The sequence below is a fragment of the Alkalimarinus coralli genome (genome assembly GCF_023650515.1).
Classification (GTDB): domain Bacteria; phylum Pseudomonadota; class Gammaproteobacteria; order Pseudomonadales; family Oleiphilaceae; genus Alkalimarinus; species Alkalimarinus coralli.
Map to the genome: position 1 here is coordinate 3,458,286 of NZ_CP096016.1, position 15,098 is coordinate 3,473,383.

Sequence of the window (15,098 nt, forward strand, 5' to 3'; positions counted from 1 at the left end):
TAGTTACTTCCACCCTATTCAAAAACTTCTCCCAGCACTTGCCCAAAAGCGCCTGACGGCGGTTTAATCCCCAAGTAAGCGGCAAGGGTTGAGGCGATGTCGACGGTATAAACCTGTCGGGTAACATGCGCTGAGCCTATGTCTGAACCGGCAAAAACCAAAGGTACAAAACTGTCATAGCGCCAGGGTGATCCATGGGATGAGGCCACCACTAAGCCATCAAAGCTGTTAATAAACCAGTTAGGCTCAAACACAATGTAAATATCGCCTGACCGCGGAGCATAAAAGTTGTTCCGTACAGCCCGGTAGAGGGGCGTTTCTGGCAAGTTGCCGCGCTGTAACGCTTTGCTCGAAACAGCCATGGAAACACCCGGCAATGAGGCCAGTTCTTTTGATAGAGCCTCTTCCAGTGCCTGCCGGTCTATCTCTTTGTTGGCAATAATTGACTTACTCAGGTACAGATAAGGATGCTCGTATTTTTCTATCAACTTGCCATGAATATTAAACTGTTTTTTTAAACGAACGATGGCCTCTTCTTTGCTCCACGAAGCAGGGTCGATATAGCCTGCGGGAATATTTAAAGATTTCAGATACCCCGGAGTATCAGGCCCACCGTGATCTGCCGATAAGACGATTAAGGTATTTTTTAAACCAACATGTTGATCGACCGCCTCAAATAACTCCGCTAAACGACGATCTAAACGCAGAATATTGTCTTCAGCCTCAAGACTGGATGGCCCAAATAAGTGGCCCACATAATCAGTCGATGAAAAGCTGACACTGAGGTAGTCAGTTACATCATCTTTGCCCAATTGCTCAGCGACTAACAATGTCTTTGCAAAATCCAGGGTTATTTCATCACCCGCCGGGCTGGTAGTGAGCATTGTTGTATAATATTTGCCGTCAGCGGCCCCGTAAGGATGGGGAAAGGTTCTGCCAAACCCGGCTAAATCGGTTTCCCAGGCTCGGTCATCTGAGTCCGCAAACAGGTAGCTGCTTTTCTCATGCAACAGGCTCCACGTTGTGTCCGCATAGGATTGCGGAATTTTCTTTGCGTTCCAGTCCTTTACCCACTGCGGGTAGTCATCAAAGTAGTAGTTGCTGGTGACAAACTCACCGCTTGCTTTTGAAAACCAAAACGCTTTGCCTCCGTGGCCCGCCATCGCCACAGCCCCCCGGTCTTTAATCGACACACCGTACACTTTGGCTTTGCCATTGCTATTGGCTTTTAGCTCGTCACCAAAGGTTGTCACCCTGATCGCCGCAGGAGAACGACCTTCAACTTTAGCGGCTTTTTGCGTCGGGTCTATTTCTGTTTTTTCATTAACGTCAGCCCCTTTTGACAGCAGTTTGTAATTGGGGTCTTCGATATTGTAGGTGGTAAGCCCTGTTGCACGGTCAAGCCACAAGTTGCCCACCATACCGTGCACTGAAGGCTGAGCTCCGGTTGCCAATGTGGTATGCCCTACAATCGTTTCGGTATTGGCATGGGCATGGTGGGCGTTGGCGTACACCAGCCCTTGCTCCCACAAGTACTTAAATCCTCCTTTGCCAAGCCGGTCATAGTAACGAGTAGGCAAGTCTCCCCGCAGCTGGTCAACAGTTACCTGAAGAATCAACTTAGGTTTGTGCTTAACCGGTGAATGGTCTGCTGAGTTAGCCTGACTGGTAAAGCAGGGGGCGACTATCAACAAGCCTAATGACAAGGCTTTCGCATTATTTAACACTGGCATGTAGATCCCTCTATAGTCCTTTTCTCAATGATTAGCTGGCGCATTCCTCTGGTGACAGCCCATTAACGTTTTCCACATCGCGAGTCTCTGCCTGGCTGTTTTGGTTCTGCTTATTTATATAGTCGCTATAGACCGATTCTGCAAAACGCACGACACCGTTGAGTACATGCTCACTTCTTACCGAAGGAAATACATCAAATGCATGTTGAGCACCTTTTATCTCAGAATAAACGACAGGGCTCTTCGATATGCTTTGCAACCGCTCTACGAAATAGCGTGTCTCGTCGGTTGAAACCAGCGTGTCTTTATCCCCCTGAATGACCATAAACGGCGGTGCGTCTTCATGAATATGGTTGATAGGCGAGGCTTGCCGATAGATGTCGGGGTTGGTATGTTTTGCTGTTTTCAGTATCGATTTTTCCAGAATCATTTCCAGCCCTTTGTGATACTGCAGCGCCGACTCATTAAGAAAATCATAAATACCATAAAAAGGGATACACCCTTTGACGGAAGTATCTTCATGCTCAAACCCGGGCTGGAATGCAGCCACCTTCTCGGTGAGTGTAAGTAACGCACTGAGGTGCCCGCCTGCCGAGCCACCTGTTGCCAGTATAAAATCAGGGTTCCCCCCATACTCGGCAATATGATGTTTAACCCAGACCAGTGCTTTTTTACAGTCAATAATATGGTCAGGAAACGTCGCTTTGGGGCTGAGACGATAACTGATCGCAACACAGACCCAGCCCATCTCGGCTAACCGGTTCATCAGTGGGATGCCCTGCTCGTTCTTACTGCCCAGTTTATGTGTCCATGCCCCGCCGTGTATCTGGAACAATACCGGCGCATTCTTACAGGGCAACTTGCTTCGCCTGATATCCAGCTTTAAGTTGAGTCCACCCACCTGTTGATAGGGGATATTCTTAATACACTCAACGTCCAGCGAACGGAGCGCGGAAAAAGGCCGCATCAACTGCTTTTTAGTAAAAATTTTATTACCCTGGTAGCCAATATCTTCCCGTATATGTTGGCTATAGTCTGCTCCAAGCCCTTTGCGCAAGCTCTCTTCAACCTGGCTTTCGGCCAGGCCTGCCTGAAACTGATACATGATCATCCCCCACCATGAGACCAGCAGCATTAGCAGACCAACAGAACCCGGCAAGCCTTCAACGGCACCCGCTGCAACAAACAGCAAAGTAATGAATACTTGCACCGCCAAGTGGTGCCACACCAGCTCACCAACTAACCAGCCAGAGACAAAACTAATCACCACCCCTTTGGGATGTTTATAGATAGGATAATACAAGTTGTAAGTCAGCCACGCGCTGAGCGCCGCTAACACCAGAAAAAGTCCCGTCATCTATTACCACCAGTGATATATCATAAGAGGTCTAACTTTTGTTCCTCTAACTATAGCATTCTGACCTAAATGACACGTACTTAAGCCAAGTTATTCTAACCTATAGGATGTGCTGCGCACCAAAGACTCCTGGATACCCGTAGCCGTGATGCAGCGCAGAGGCTGTGAAAGTATTAACAAGCAAGAGATTCTTTGACTTCAAAACGAACTCGAAGCGAATCTGGCGTCATTACAACGGCCTTTATAATTATTGTCTGTAGAAACAGGTAATACTTATAGGCCTTTAAATATAGCTCTGGGCTCCTTCTATTAAGGCGAAACAGAGCTTTATTTTTTATCTCCTCAAGGAGCCTGTCGAACCCCAACACATTAAGTGCACGTGTGAGATTATAACATAACGCCATTAAACTAAACTCAGCCGCTACCTTCTCTTGGCCTCTTAGCAGGAAGTGGCTCCAACCTGCTCTAGATTTCATCGTGCCAAATGGGTGCTCAACGAGTGTACTTCGCTCGCGCATTTTTCCTTTGCTTACCTTCATTCGTTCTTGATGAGCTGTGAGCAGGTCTGCATTCTCACTTCGCCACACGACTCGGCAAGGTATTTTCTCCCCAAGACAGCTTGCTTTTTGGGGGCAGCTTTTACAGACTGTTTCTGATGCACTGAAGCGATGAAATACTTGTCCGTTCTGTGTGCGGGGCGACCCTCGTTGGTTTAATGACTCTCCTGCAGGGCACACATAATGATTTTTCCTCGCATCATATATGAACTGGTCTTTTGTGTACCTTCCCTTTTTCCCTTTACCCCCCGTTTTAGGCTTGGGAACATAAGGTGTTATCTTATCTTTTACACACTTAGCAATATGCGCCCCGCTGTAATAGCCCGCATCAGCAAGCACTTCTAACTCATCTGAATTCAGTATTTTCTTTGCTTTTAGCGACATTGGGTGCAATTGTTTAAGGTCGTTTGGCTCCGTTGTGACTTCTTCGCAAACGATCAAGTGATGCTTGTTATCTACTGCTATCTGTACGCTGTAGCCGGATACCTTTTGAGTTCCTTTGTTCAGTAAACGGGCATCTTTGTCTGTACTGCTCTCTTGTGTTTTTTTAGATTTTTCTAACCTTTTTAATTCGCTCTCTTTATCTTGTTTTTCTTTTTTCCAGTCTTCGAGTTGCTGAAGCACTTTTTCCAGTTCAATATCACTGGGCTTGTTTTCTTCTTCCTTTTCCTGCGCATCTTGCTGATCTAGCTCGTTCTGCCATTGCTCGATATGCGCCTCTAGCTTTTTGAGCTTCTTCTTGAGACCTGTGGTGGTCGTAAAGCTCTTGCGGCTCGCGCTTCCTTTAAAGAAACTGCCGTCAATAGCAATGCACTGGCCTCCAAACAACGAAAGTTTCTTGCAGAATAAAATAAACTCTTTATGAGTCTCCCGAATCGCACGCCGGTTTTGGCTGCGAAAATTAGCGATCGTCTTATAGCTTGGCTTAAGCCCTTGAACTAACCACATCACCTCTATATTACGGTGGCACTCTTGTTCCAACCGACGACTCGACTTAATGCGGTTTAGATATCCGTAGAGGTAAAGCTTGAGTAACGCACCGGGAGGGTAGGCAGGCTGCCCGCTATTAACCTTGTTTTCTAAGGTATGTTGATAGCCGAGCTTTCCTAAGTCTAAACATTCAACATAGGCATCAAGGGCTCTGATGGGATGCCTCTCATGCACGTAGTCATCCATATGGCTCGGAAACAAATCCCCTTGATCGCGGGAGTGTGTTTTCTTGTATTGTCTTCCCATTTTCTTATATCTTCGAAGTCGTTAGGCGACGATATTATACAGCGGGGAGCCTATGGATACTTTCACAGCCTCGCAGCGGAATCAAGGAGCCCGCCACATTGAAGTTTCAAATAGCCCAACCCTGATTACAGTCGTGCCTCCTTTCATCAAGGCTACAGCTGATGTGCGCTTGCGCACCAAATAATGTTAGAAATCACCCACCGTTACGCTTAAATAAGTGCCATTTTACTCTGACCTGTTATTAAACAACCAGAATGGCTTAGTTTTGAGAGTGATTTGAGGTAGCGGAAATAGCAGTCGCGGCAAGGTCTATACTTAACTGAATAGTATGAGGGTTTATTATGGCTCATAGTGTTCTCGACCTGTTCTCAATTGGCATAGGGCCATCCAGCTCCCACACCGTTGGCCCTATGCGTGCGGCCTGGCAGTTTTTGCAGTCACTTCCCCCCGATACAAGCCGAGTTATCTGCGAGCTATATGGGTCGCTTGCCTTGACCGGTAGGGGCCATGGCACCCAAAACGCCATCATATTTGGCTTATCTGGCTTGCGACCCGAGACAGTGACACCTTCAGAGCAAGCAGCGGCCATCACGCAAGCCTATCATCACCAGCAATTAAGCTATGATGACCGAACTTTCCTCACATTCAGCCCAGACAAAGATATCGTCTTTCTGACCAGCGAATTAATGCCTCTGCACGCCAATGGGCTGATGTTTAAGGCGTACAACGCCCATAACGAGGAGATTCATAGCCAGGGATACTACTCAGTCGGCGGCGGGTTTATCTGCGATGAATCGGGAACTCCTGTTGGCTCAGATTCAACATCAGCTGACTGCCCCTTCCCTTTTTGCTCTGCCGCAGAGCTGATCAAACATTGCAGACAGGCACAGTGCTCAATCAGCCAGCTGATATGGCAAAACGAGCGTTGCTGGCGATCAGAGTCAGACCTGAAGCAAGGCTTATTAGAGGTCTGGAACGCCATGAACAACAGTATCGAGTCGGGTTTGCACACCGAGGGCGTTTTACCGGGAGGGCTGGCGGTTAAACGCCGAGCCCCCAAACTCTTTGAAGCGCTAGTCAAGACGAAACAAGCCCAACCGGTCAAAACCGATATTCTTGACTGGTTAAGTGTTTATGCCATGGCAGTCAACGAGGAGAATGCCGCTGGCGGGAAAGTGGTAACAGCCCCCACAAACGGTGCCGCCGGAATCATCCCCGCAGTATTGAAGTACTACATAGAGCATCTGGCTCCCCGTCAGGAGCAGACAATCATCGACTACCTGTTAACGGCAGGTGCCATTGGCATTTTATACAAAGAAGGTGCGTCTCTCTCGGCTGCTGAAGTCGGCTGCCAGGGAGAGGTGGGCGTGGCCTGTTCAATGGCAGCTGGCGCACTCACTGCCATTCAGGGCGGCTCAATATGGCAGGTTGAGAACGCGGCTGAAATTGGCATGGAGCATAATCTGGGGTTAACCTGCGACCCGGTGGGTGGTTTAGTACAGATCCCCTGTATTGAGCGTAATACCATGGGGGCAGTTAAAGCAGTTAACGCCGCGAGGCTGGCACTTAATTCCGATGGCCGCCACGTAGTATCGCTTGATAAAGTAATCGCAACCATGATGCGGACGGGTAAAGATATGCAGCACCAATATAAGGAAACATCATTGGGAGGCTTGGCAATACAGGTCAATACGCCTGAATGCTAGTTAGTACGGCTATTAACAACACTGCTTTTAACAACAAAAGATCGCATTATGCGATCTTTTGTTGTAATCTGATTATTAATGCTAACTAGTTTCCATTCAGAAATATATAGGCATTGTTCCTGTTGTCATTCCCGCGAAGGCGGGAATCCAGTCATTTCAATGAGTTATGGTTCCCCGCCTTCGCGGGGATGACAGTGTGAAAGTATATCTGGATGGGCTCTAACTAAGGGTGATACTCAATCATGGCAAAATCCGTACGTTTAAGTGATGAACTGGTCAATACAGCCAGCCAGGAAGGCCGATTTTTAAAACGGTCTGCAGCAGGCCAAATAGAATATTGGGCTGAAATTGGCAAACTGGTTGAACAGACGGGGTGTTTTAGCCTATCGCGTATTCGTAGCTTTCAGGAAGGCCATGTATCCATTGACGATCTAACGCCGGATGAGCGTATAGCCGCTTCTCGAAGCTTGTTCGACCAACTGGCAGAAGCGCCTAACCGTGAAGGTGTCATTAATGAGCTAAAGAACTCTGAACACCCTTATTATTCAGCAAGCAATGGACAGGTAACAGCATCAACTGATGATTAGTTAACCGCAGAAATAACCCGCAATAGTACATTTTAGAATTAAAGGAATACCACCATCAACAGTAAACCGGTCCTATGGGTCATCGTAGGAGGTAACGGAGCGGGTAAAACCACTTTTTATCGTCATAACATCGCTCACCTAAAGATCCCCTTTATTAACGCAGACCTGATTGCCGCAGAGCAACACCCTGAGAACCCTGAGTTTTTCTCTTATCAGGCGGCGCGCCAGGCAGACGCATTACGCGAACAGTATATTAAAGAACGCCGTTCATTCTGTTTTGAAACGGTGTTTTCTCACGCCTCAAAAGTAGATTTTTTGACTAAAGCAAAGCAAGCCGGCTATGAAATAACTCTGGTGTTTATTCATGTTGAATTAGCAGAGCTCAATAAACGCCGAGTGGAACACAGGGTTAACCATGGCGGGCATAATGTTCCGGAGGATAAAATTCAGTCTCGAATTCCCCGGACGATAGAAAATGTAAAAGCAGCACGTTACATTGTTGATTTTCTTTATGTATTTGATAACACTAGCTCAGATATTCCACACCGTTTTTTGCTAAAGTGTGAACAAGGCCATGTAACCCAACAGCAATCACTACCCGAGTGGGCTACATACATTTTTAACCTATAGAGAGCTTCAAGGATGATCCAACGAACCTGCACCCATATAGTCGCATTATTTGTCGTGCTGCAGCTTACTGCCTGTGCATCGCCTCGAGCTGACCGAAACATCTATGACAGCACCATAACGGATAACGGCATTCCTCAATTCTCAATAAGGGGAGAGCGAAAAGTAGCATGGCTGGAGCGAGGCGATATAGAGGGGTTCCCGGTATTCTATGCCCACGGCAACCCTGGCTCTCGTCTGGAGTTGCTTTTTCTTGATCAAAAAGCACAGCAGTATGGTATTCGCCTCATCGTGATCGACCGCCCCGGGTTGGGCCAGTCCGACTACATTGACAACTATGGCCTGCTGGATTTCGCCAAGGATATTAAGCAGTTGGCAGACGAAAAAGGTATAGACGAGTTTGGTTTGTTAGGCTGGTCGAGTGGAGGTCCCCCAGTGTTGGCGGTTGCTCACCAATACCCCGAAAGAGCGAAATTTGTCATCTCTATATCGGGTTATACCAATTTTGGCGAGTTTGATCAGGCCCAGGAATTAATGAAAGATTACGATTTACGCGGCCCTGAACTATCCGAAGAGCGTCCTAAGTTATTTAAGCAGGCTATTAAGCTGGTTCGCTGGACCGATATGTCTTTACCCAATTTCTATATGAAAATGGCAGAAAAGGAAATGTCGGCCTATGACCGGACAATACTGGAAGACAAACAGGTTGCCGACCTGTTTATGCGCAACCAGCAAGAGGCGCTGCAACAAGGTGTAAAAGGCACCATTCAAGACCTTGAGGTTCAGTGGTCACCCTGGGAATTTAGCCTGAAGGAGATTAACGTTCCGGCCTATGTTTTCCAAGGCCAGAAAGATACCTTCGTGCCCTGGCGATTTGCAGAACATATGGCCACCACGATCCCCAATGCCACGTTATACATTAAACCTGAAGCGGGGCATTTAATCCCGCTAGACCCGATTTTTCAAGATGAGATATTCAGCCTGATGCTGCAATATGTTGATTGAGAGCCCTTTAATGGTTACGGGAAAAGTGTTCTAAATCGAGATTAATCCTAAGGTGTAGTAACTCCATCACCACTTCTTTGTCGACCCCGGGTTTTGATGAGAAACGTTTAATCAGCTCATCGCAATGGGGCCAGGTATACTCAACAAAGTCATCATTGAGCCCTGTTTTATAGAGCCGCTCACGCAATGCTTCTTTAATTTCATTGATATCATCTTTTTCGGGAATCCTAAAATCAATGACCTTTCCCACCATACGACTCCTGCTCAACGCTCTCAATCTCTATTACTGTCTACTATTATACTAGTCGATAGCTACAGATCAGGCCTGTTTTTAGCCATAGAGCACGCTGGGCACTCATTAGATTTGATAGAATGAGTATAGACAGAGGCTTCTGGCAGTTCAGGCACCTAATTATCAGCTCAAACGTATTCGCTTATGACGACATTACTGAAAACACTGCTCGGCATCATTTTTACTGCCTATGTTGCATTTATAACCTGGGGAAATTTGTCGTTACCACAAAAGCATTGGGTGTTTGACCTGTTCGGCATTCCATTCGATAGAACCCTGCCAATATCAAACCAGGCAGGCACAGATAACACTCAGCCGCTTCACGTAACCGGGCCCGCCTCTTCTCCTGAGAGCAAGCAGCCAGCACGCTCCAGTGGAGCGCCGATACCGCTTAAGGAGACTCTTTTAAGCGGCGTTGAAAAGCATGCCATTCCAGCGCTATGTTTAAAAACCAATACCCGCTCCATAACCACGGTCGAAAAAACCGGAAGCATTTTTCGCTGGACGGATCAGAACGGGCAAGTCCATTTCTCGGATAGCAAACCATCACAACAGGCCAGTGATGAGATAACCGCTAACTACCGGTCAGACAAACAGTTTTTCCGAATGAACCTGACCAGCCCCGAACAGGTATTACCCACGCTGCTTGGCGAACAGCTGCAACGAGATGTCAGCGCGATATTCGGCTATCTATCTGACCGAATGGCCAGCCAGTACTTGCGACAAGTTGACCTTAACCTGAAAGTCTTTAACTCGGCCAAAGGGTTTGAACAATACCGGCAGGCGCACGCCCCTTCACTTAAGTCTGCGGCCGGGTTTTATACCGCCTTAAACAACGAAGCCGTCGTCATGAGACAGCGTTATGATCAGCATACCCGCGCCATAGCTCGACATGAAACGACTCACGTTATTAACGCAGGGCTATTTGGCCGCACCCCGATCTGGTTTAATGAGGGGATAGCAGAATTCTTCGAAAGCTATGAGTACAGCGGGCTCAAAGCTGGGGCAACCAACACTAACCGCTATCACCTTCGCCATCTATCAACACTATTAAAGCAGGGTCAACTGCCCTCTTTGCGGGACTACCTGACGCTATCAGATCTGGAGTGGCGGTCACGCAATCAAAGAACCATGTATAGCTTGGCATGGTCTGTTATTTACCTGCTGCAAAACCACCAAAAAGGTGAGCAGTTTACCCGTCATTTACTGGCAGAGATGGCAGAAAACCCATGCTCGGAACTCGACACATTGCAGTTCTGGGACAAACATTACCCCGGTGGTCTGTCTGCATTTGAGAGCCGTTGGCGAATAATGCTACAAACAGCGCGAGAAGGCTGACTGAGGATAACGATCAACCCCCTAGGGCACTAATCGTCTGGCGAACGGCAACTTTGCCAGTATCATCGTAACCAGTAGTGCGACAATCAGAACCAGCAAGCTGATCAGCGGAATGGCCAACCAGTTTGAGCCAAAAAAATCATACACGCCGTTTTCCAGCTTTCGCACCGGGATCAATAGCAACGGATGAACCAGATATATCCCAAGACTATATCTGGAGACAATAGACACCACATCCCGCAAACGACCTTGTATGCGTTCGGCATAACATTGCGCCAGCACAAATAGCATCCCGGCGATAAGCACCGTATTGAGAGACTTGTATCCCATAAAAAATGCACGATACTTGCCATCGGTGAAGGATAAATAAGCACTGCCAAAGGCGTTCAACAAAAGACAGACAACGCCCGCCACTACCCAGTACTTGAGCTCGGGGCGATTATCACGGTTAAACAGATACCAACCCAATACCAGGTAGCCCGAATAGAGTACAATATTTTGCCTTAGCGGCGTTTCAACCTTAAGCAGGTGCATTAGCGTCAGCAGCCCCCAGGCAGACAGCAGAAGCTTCACATGCTCGGAACGCATTTGGTACAGCACAAGCGCCAACAGCGGAATGACAAAATATAGCGGGATGAAATCATAGAAAAACCACAAGTGATACCAGACGGGCTCATTGGTTGATTCCAGTAGAAGCTTAACCGTTGCAGCCTCACTCCAGCTATACCCTTCAAAACCACCGACGAATGCATATATTAGCGTCCAGGCGACAAAAGGAATCACCACTTTACCCAACCTGCGGGTCAGATAACGCTGGCAATCAAACGGCTTATGGTCTGATATCAGCAGCGCCCCGCTGATCATCATAAAAACAGGAACCGCCCAACGGCTGATGCTGTTGTAACCCATCGCGGCAAGCCAGTCCGAGTCACTAATGTCACCATACAAAAACCTGAATGGCCCCAATACATGAATGACAACAACAGCAATCGCAGCAATAAAACGCAGTAGATCAATGTAGAATATTGACGGTCGCACCTCAGACATAGCGTTATTAGTTATCTCTTATAGCCATAGGTTCGAATTGAAATTAGCGGGATTATATCTCCCTACTTGTTGAAACAACAATAAACAGGCTAGTATTAAGCTGAGAGCTTTGCACGATGTTATGAGCGAAGCAAAGACAAGGCAAAAAATGACGAAAAAGCGCAGTTTATTGGAATAAATGAGCATTTTGAGTCATTTTTTAACGATGAATTTGTAAGCGCAGTAGTCGTGCAAAGCTCTCAAGCTGTTAATCCCCCTAACTATAGACAAGGAAACAGAATGACTGCGATGCAGGTCGTCTATTGGCTTATTGCCAGTATCGGTAATTTCGGTGCCTTCTATTTTTGGAGTGAATCGGGTGCCCCCCTCAGCGTGGTGTTGTTCATATCAACACTGACCTACACGGCCGTTGGGTTTTACGACCTGAATATCAGCTCTCATAATCTCAATCGCCTCTACCCTGTAGTTGCCTATATCAGGTACTTTCTTGAATCATACCGGGGGGAGATCCAACAATACTTTATTGCCAGTGATACCGAAGAAACCCCGTTTAACCGTGAGCAGCGGTCACTGGTTTACCAGCGGGCAAAAAACGTGCGTGACACCATTGCTTTTGGTACACAGCAGGACCTGATGAAGGACAATTATCTCAGCCTATGGCATTCGCTATCGCCTAAAGATATTCGGGACGAAGCCAAAAGGATATCGGTCGGCGGGCCTGCATGCTCTCAGCCATATGAAGCCTCATACTTGAATATTTCGGCCATGAGCTTCGGCTCTTTAAGCTCCCGTGCGATTGAGGCATTGAACCTCGGTGCAAAAAAGGCTGGTTGCTATCAAAATACCGGTGAAGGCAGTGTAAGCCCTTATCATCTGGAGCATGGCGGCGATATCGTATGGCAGATTGGCACCGGGCTGTTTGGCTGCCGCGATGGAGAAGGAAAGTTTAATCCCGAGCGGTTTGCAAAAACAGCGCAGCTTCCTCAGGTAAAGATGATCGAAATTAAGCTGAGCCAAGGGGCAAAACCCGGTCACGGGGGTGTTTTACCCAAAGCCAAAATTACCAAAGAGATTGCAGATATACGCAATATTCCAATGGAAAAAGACTGCATATCCCCTGTTGTTAACCCCGAGTGCACCACCCCTATCGCACTACTGTCATTTGTGCAAAGACTACGCAGCCTCAGTGGCGGAAAACCGGTCGGGTTTAAGCTTTGCGTTGGCAATCCGGCAGAGTTTCTCAGCTTATGTAAAGCCATGCTGGAAACCGGTATCACGCCGGACTTTATTACTATAGATGGTGCTGAAGGTGGTACGGGCGCAGCACCTGTTGAGTTCAGCAACCGCTTAGGGATGACCTGCCTGGAAGGCGTTTACCTGGTAAATAATGCACTGGTTGGAGTGGGATTAAGAGATAAAATCCGGATTATCGCCTCAGGAAAAACAGCCTCCAGTTTTGATGTCCTCACCAAAATTGCAGTGGGGGCCGATATTATTAATGCAGCCCGTACCATGATGATGGCGCTGGGTTGCGTCCAGTCCCGTCACTGTAATACCAACCGCTGCCCTACAGGTATTGCCACACAAGACCCGGCTCGATCAAAAGCCATCAACATAAGCGAGAAAAGTGAGCGTGTGAAAAACTTCCACCACAACACCTTGAAAAACTTTTATGAGTTAGTTGGAAGCATGGGGTTAGACGACCCGGCAAAACTAAAACCGCAAATGATCAAAAGACGTTCGGCAAGTGGGTTATTAATGCCAGTGGGGAGTTTAATTCCGCCATTAAAACCACGGGAGCTATTAGAGAACCAACTCATTGGCAAGCCTTGGAAGCAGTGGTGGGAGCGTAGCCGCTCAGAACAGTTCTATGTCGAAGACCAGTACATTTTAACGCCGGAGGAGTCAGAACATCTGTCGCACTAACCTCATAGCGCTTGCCAAGAGTTATTCCTCACAACGCTTCGAATATATCTTGCGATAACTGCTTTAGCAGCTCGCTTTGTGCCGCAACGGCTTGTTCCATTGTAATTCCTGCGTTGCCGGTTTTTGAATATAATCCGGCAGAGACAACATTGCGGCCCTGATCCAGCCATGCCCAAGAGGCTTCAAGCCGGGCCACCCCACCAAGCTCTGCATCAAATCTCAAGATATCAATTCTAAGATTATAAGCCTCAGCCGTGCTCGCAAGCCCTGAATATTGGACATATACTTTTTTGGAATCAATCGCAGAAAGATTTTTCAGTAATGCCATCTGTATCTCTCCTTCCAAGTCTCCCCCCCACTGCTCTAACTTGGCAATATCATAGCGAGTATCTGATTGGAGTGTCACTATCGAGGTGCGCTTGAGGTAATCAGGAATCGTCACAGGGCCAATCACCACAAGATCAGCATTTAAGTCGATCTGTCGGTGCGGCAATGACGGAGAAGATAGCAGGTAGAACTCACTTTTAGCGGAAGGTGTGGGTGTTGCACATCCAGTCATTAGCAGCAGCGAAAGAACCAACCCAATAACCTGCACTTGCCTCATAATACTGTCTCCAGATATCTATAGCGTCTCGCCATCGTTTAATGGTCATCTAACCCTGTCAGTAACGCCTAGCGTTGTTTGCCAGTTAAAATTGATTCAGGGTTTCGCTGTAACGTTTCTGCTAATTGCCGTACTTGTTCTGAGGCTCGATCAAACGATTTCAGTGTTTGCACTAGCGTCACACTAAGCTCAGATCCTGGCTGTACGATTTTTTCATACGTTGATAATGTTCTGCTTGATTGTGCCAGTAACTGATCAAGCTTTTTCAATGAGCTGGCGGCCCCAATCAGCAATGGTTGACTACTGTCTGCCGCTGACGCCACTGAGTCAGCCATACCTTTAACTGCCCGAGTCGCCGCGATAAGCTCACCGGTTATTTCATCTTTCTCTTCATCCAGTTCGCTCAGCAAACTGTTCAGGTGTTGCAGGCTTTGGGAAAGGTTTCGCATCGACAGACGGGCATCCTCAGAGTTCACAATGTTATTCATGCCCTCAGCCACCGCGGCGAGATTATTGGAAATATCCTCTATCGGTAAATCACCAAACTGTTCGACTAACTTACTCAACGTTTCACCAAAAATTTCTATTTCACTGGGCACCGTCGGCACAACAATATAACCAGACTTACTTGGAGGCGCATAACCTGGCCGGTCTTCAAAAAATTCAAACTGAATTTGCAAACGCCCCGTGACCAGGTTTTCTTGTACTAGCTGGGCTCGAACGCCCTGCGCAATCAGTGTTCGAAGAATCTCATCATGATCCGTACTGAATTTAAATAAGCTGTTACCTGGCTGTTGCTGAATAATCACGCCTACCGTTCTGATATTAATATTATTCTCGTCTTCATAAAGGCTAATATTAATAGACTCGACCTCGCCGATTCTGACACCACGATAGGTAATTGACGAGCCTACACCAAGCCCTTTAACTGACCCGGTAAACACCATTTCAACGCGGTTTTGCTTCTTAAACCAATCGCCCGAACCAAACAATAAGATACCAATGACGGCACTTACAATCGCGCCGATCGTGAATAGTCCGATCGCTCTTGCATTCATTTGCTGAGACATAAAATACCCGCCA

13 protein-coding genes are annotated in these 15,098 nt (G+C 47.4%); 6 read left to right on the forward strand and 7 right to left on the reverse strand.

Features of this window, described 5'->3' with window-relative positions; all coding sequences use genetic code 11:
- Positions 1–14: 14 nt before the first annotated feature.
- The 3 genes from MY523_RS15500 to MY523_RS15510 all read right to left on the reverse strand — a co-directional run bounded on the left by MY523_RS15500 (position 15) and on the right by MY523_RS15510 (position 4,883).
- Positions 15–1,733, reverse strand: coding sequence for an alkaline phosphatase family protein (locus MY523_RS15500; protein ID WP_250655591.1), 1,719 nt, complete (start codon positions 1,731–1,733; stop codon positions 15–17).
- A 31-nt stretch (positions 1,734–1,764) separates the two neighbouring features.
- A complete protein-coding gene (locus tag MY523_RS15505; RefSeq protein WP_250655592.1) occupies positions 1,765–3,090 on the reverse strand; it encodes an alpha/beta hydrolase in 1,326 nt (441 codons plus the stop codon).
- Positions 3,091–3,263: 173 nt separating this feature from the next.
- Positions 3,264–4,883 carry an IS1182 family transposase gene (locus tag MY523_RS15510; protein WP_250655547.1) on the reverse strand — a complete coding sequence of 540 codons (1,620 nt, stop codon included), beginning with the start codon at positions 4,881–4,883 and terminating at the stop codon, positions 3,264–3,266.
- A gap of 341 nt (positions 4,884–5,224) precedes the next feature.
- Here MY523_RS15510 and MY523_RS15515 point away from each other — a divergent pair, with 341 nt between their 5' ends.
- The 4 genes from MY523_RS15515 (at position 5,225) to MY523_RS15530 (ending at position 8,808) form a co-directional block, all read left to right on the forward strand.
- Positions 5,225–6,589 carry an L-serine ammonia-lyase gene (locus MY523_RS15515; RefSeq protein ID WP_250655593.1) on the forward strand — a complete coding sequence of 455 codons (1,365 nt, stop codon included), beginning with the start codon at positions 5,225–5,227 and terminating at the stop codon, positions 6,587–6,589.
- A gap of 242 nt (positions 6,590–6,831) precedes the next feature.
- Positions 6,832–7,176, forward strand: coding sequence for a TA system antitoxin ParD family protein (locus tag MY523_RS15520; RefSeq protein WP_250655594.1), 345 nt, complete (start codon positions 6,832–6,834; stop codon positions 7,174–7,176).
- A gap of 54 nt (positions 7,177–7,230) precedes the next feature.
- The gene (locus MY523_RS15525; protein WP_256470543.1) at positions 7,231–7,806 is read left to right on the forward strand and encodes an ATPase; all 576 of its coding nucleotides are present in this window, start codon (positions 7,231–7,233) and stop codon (positions 7,804–7,806) included.
- 12 nt (positions 7,807–7,818) lie between these two features.
- Positions 7,819–8,808 (forward strand): alpha/beta hydrolase, encoded by a 990-nt coding sequence (locus MY523_RS15530; RefSeq protein ID WP_250655595.1) that lies wholly within the window; start codon positions 7,819–7,821, stop codon positions 8,806–8,808.
- A gap of 7 nt (positions 8,809–8,815) precedes the next feature.
- On the opposite strand, the gene MY523_RS15535 is transcribed toward MY523_RS15530, so the two are convergent.
- Entirely contained in the window at positions 8,816–9,061 is a 246-nt protein-coding gene (locus tag MY523_RS15535) for a hypothetical protein (protein ID WP_250655596.1), read from the reverse strand.
- 183 nt (positions 9,062–9,244) lie between these two features.
- Between MY523_RS15535 and MY523_RS15540 the strand changes: the two genes are divergently transcribed.
- Entirely contained in the window at positions 9,245–10,438 is a 1,194-nt protein-coding gene (locus MY523_RS15540) for a DUF1570 domain-containing protein (RefSeq protein ID WP_250655597.1), read from the forward strand.
- A 21-nt stretch (positions 10,439–10,459) separates the two neighbouring features.
- On the opposite strand, the gene MY523_RS15545 is transcribed toward MY523_RS15540, so the two are convergent.
- Positions 10,460–11,485 carry an acyltransferase gene (locus MY523_RS15545; protein ID WP_250655598.1) on the reverse strand — a complete coding sequence of 342 codons (1,026 nt, stop codon included), beginning with the start codon at positions 11,483–11,485 and terminating at the stop codon, positions 10,460–10,462.
- 279 nt (positions 11,486–11,764) lie between these two features.
- Between MY523_RS15545 and MY523_RS15550 the strand changes: the two genes are divergently transcribed.
- Positions 11,765–13,411: an FMN-binding glutamate synthase family protein gene (locus MY523_RS15550; RefSeq protein ID WP_250655599.1), complete on the forward strand. Its 1,647-nt coding sequence runs from the start codon at positions 11,765–11,767 to the stop codon at positions 13,409–13,411.
- Between the two features lie 28 nt (positions 13,412–13,439).
- On the opposite strand, the gene MY523_RS15555 is transcribed toward MY523_RS15550, so the two are convergent.
- Positions 13,440–14,015 carry a PqiC family protein gene (locus MY523_RS15555; RefSeq protein WP_250655600.1) on the reverse strand — a complete coding sequence of 192 codons (576 nt, stop codon included), beginning with the start codon at positions 14,013–14,015 and terminating at the stop codon, positions 13,440–13,442.
- A gap of 68 nt (positions 14,016–14,083) precedes the next feature.
- On the reverse strand, positions 14,084–15,085 hold the full coding sequence (locus tag MY523_RS15560; protein WP_250655601.1) for an MlaD family protein: 1,002 nt from the start codon (positions 15,083–15,085) through the stop codon (positions 14,084–14,086).
- Positions 15,086–15,098: the final 13 nt, after the last annotated feature.

Bases quoted from the DNA above. Each gene is read 5' to 3' on its own strand.
- MY523_RS15500 (WP_250655591.1), bottom strand. From the start codon at position 1,733: ATGCCAGTGTTAAATAATGCGAAAGCCTTGTCATTAGGCTTGTTGATA.
- MY523_RS15545 (WP_250655598.1), bottom strand. From the start codon at position 11,485: ATGTCTGAGGTGCGACCGTCAATATTCTACATTGATCTACTGCGTTTT.
- MY523_RS15530 (WP_250655595.1), top strand. From the start codon at position 7,819: ATGATCCAACGAACCTGCACCCATATAGTCGCATTATTTGTCGTGCTG.
- MY523_RS15510 (WP_250655547.1), bottom strand. From the start codon at position 4,883: ATGGGAAGACAATACAAGAAAACACACTCCCGCGATCAAGGGGATTTG.
- MY523_RS15505 (WP_250655592.1), bottom strand. From the start codon at position 3,090: ATGACGGGACTTTTTCTGGTGTTAGCGGCGCTCAGCGCGTGGCTGACT.
- MY523_RS15540 (WP_250655597.1), top strand. From the start codon at position 9,245: ATGACGACATTACTGAAAACACTGCTCGGCATCATTTTTACTGCCTAT.
- MY523_RS15535 (WP_250655596.1), bottom strand. From the start codon at position 9,061: ATGGTGGGAAAGGTCATTGATTTTAGGATTCCCGAAAAAGATGATATC.
- MY523_RS15560 (WP_250655601.1), bottom strand. From the start codon at position 15,085: ATGTCTCAGCAAATGAATGCAAGAGCGATCGGACTATTCACGATCGGC.
- MY523_RS15520 (WP_250655594.1), top strand. From the start codon at position 6,832: ATGGCAAAATCCGTACGTTTAAGTGATGAACTGGTCAATACAGCCAGC.
- MY523_RS15550 (WP_250655599.1), top strand. From the start codon at position 11,765: ATGACTGCGATGCAGGTCGTCTATTGGCTTATTGCCAGTATCGGTAAT.
- MY523_RS15555 (WP_250655600.1), bottom strand. From the start codon at position 14,015: ATGAGGCAAGTGCAGGTTATTGGGTTGGTTCTTTCGCTGCTGCTAATG.
- MY523_RS15515 (WP_250655593.1), top strand. From the start codon at position 5,225: ATGGCTCATAGTGTTCTCGACCTGTTCTCAATTGGCATAGGGCCATCC.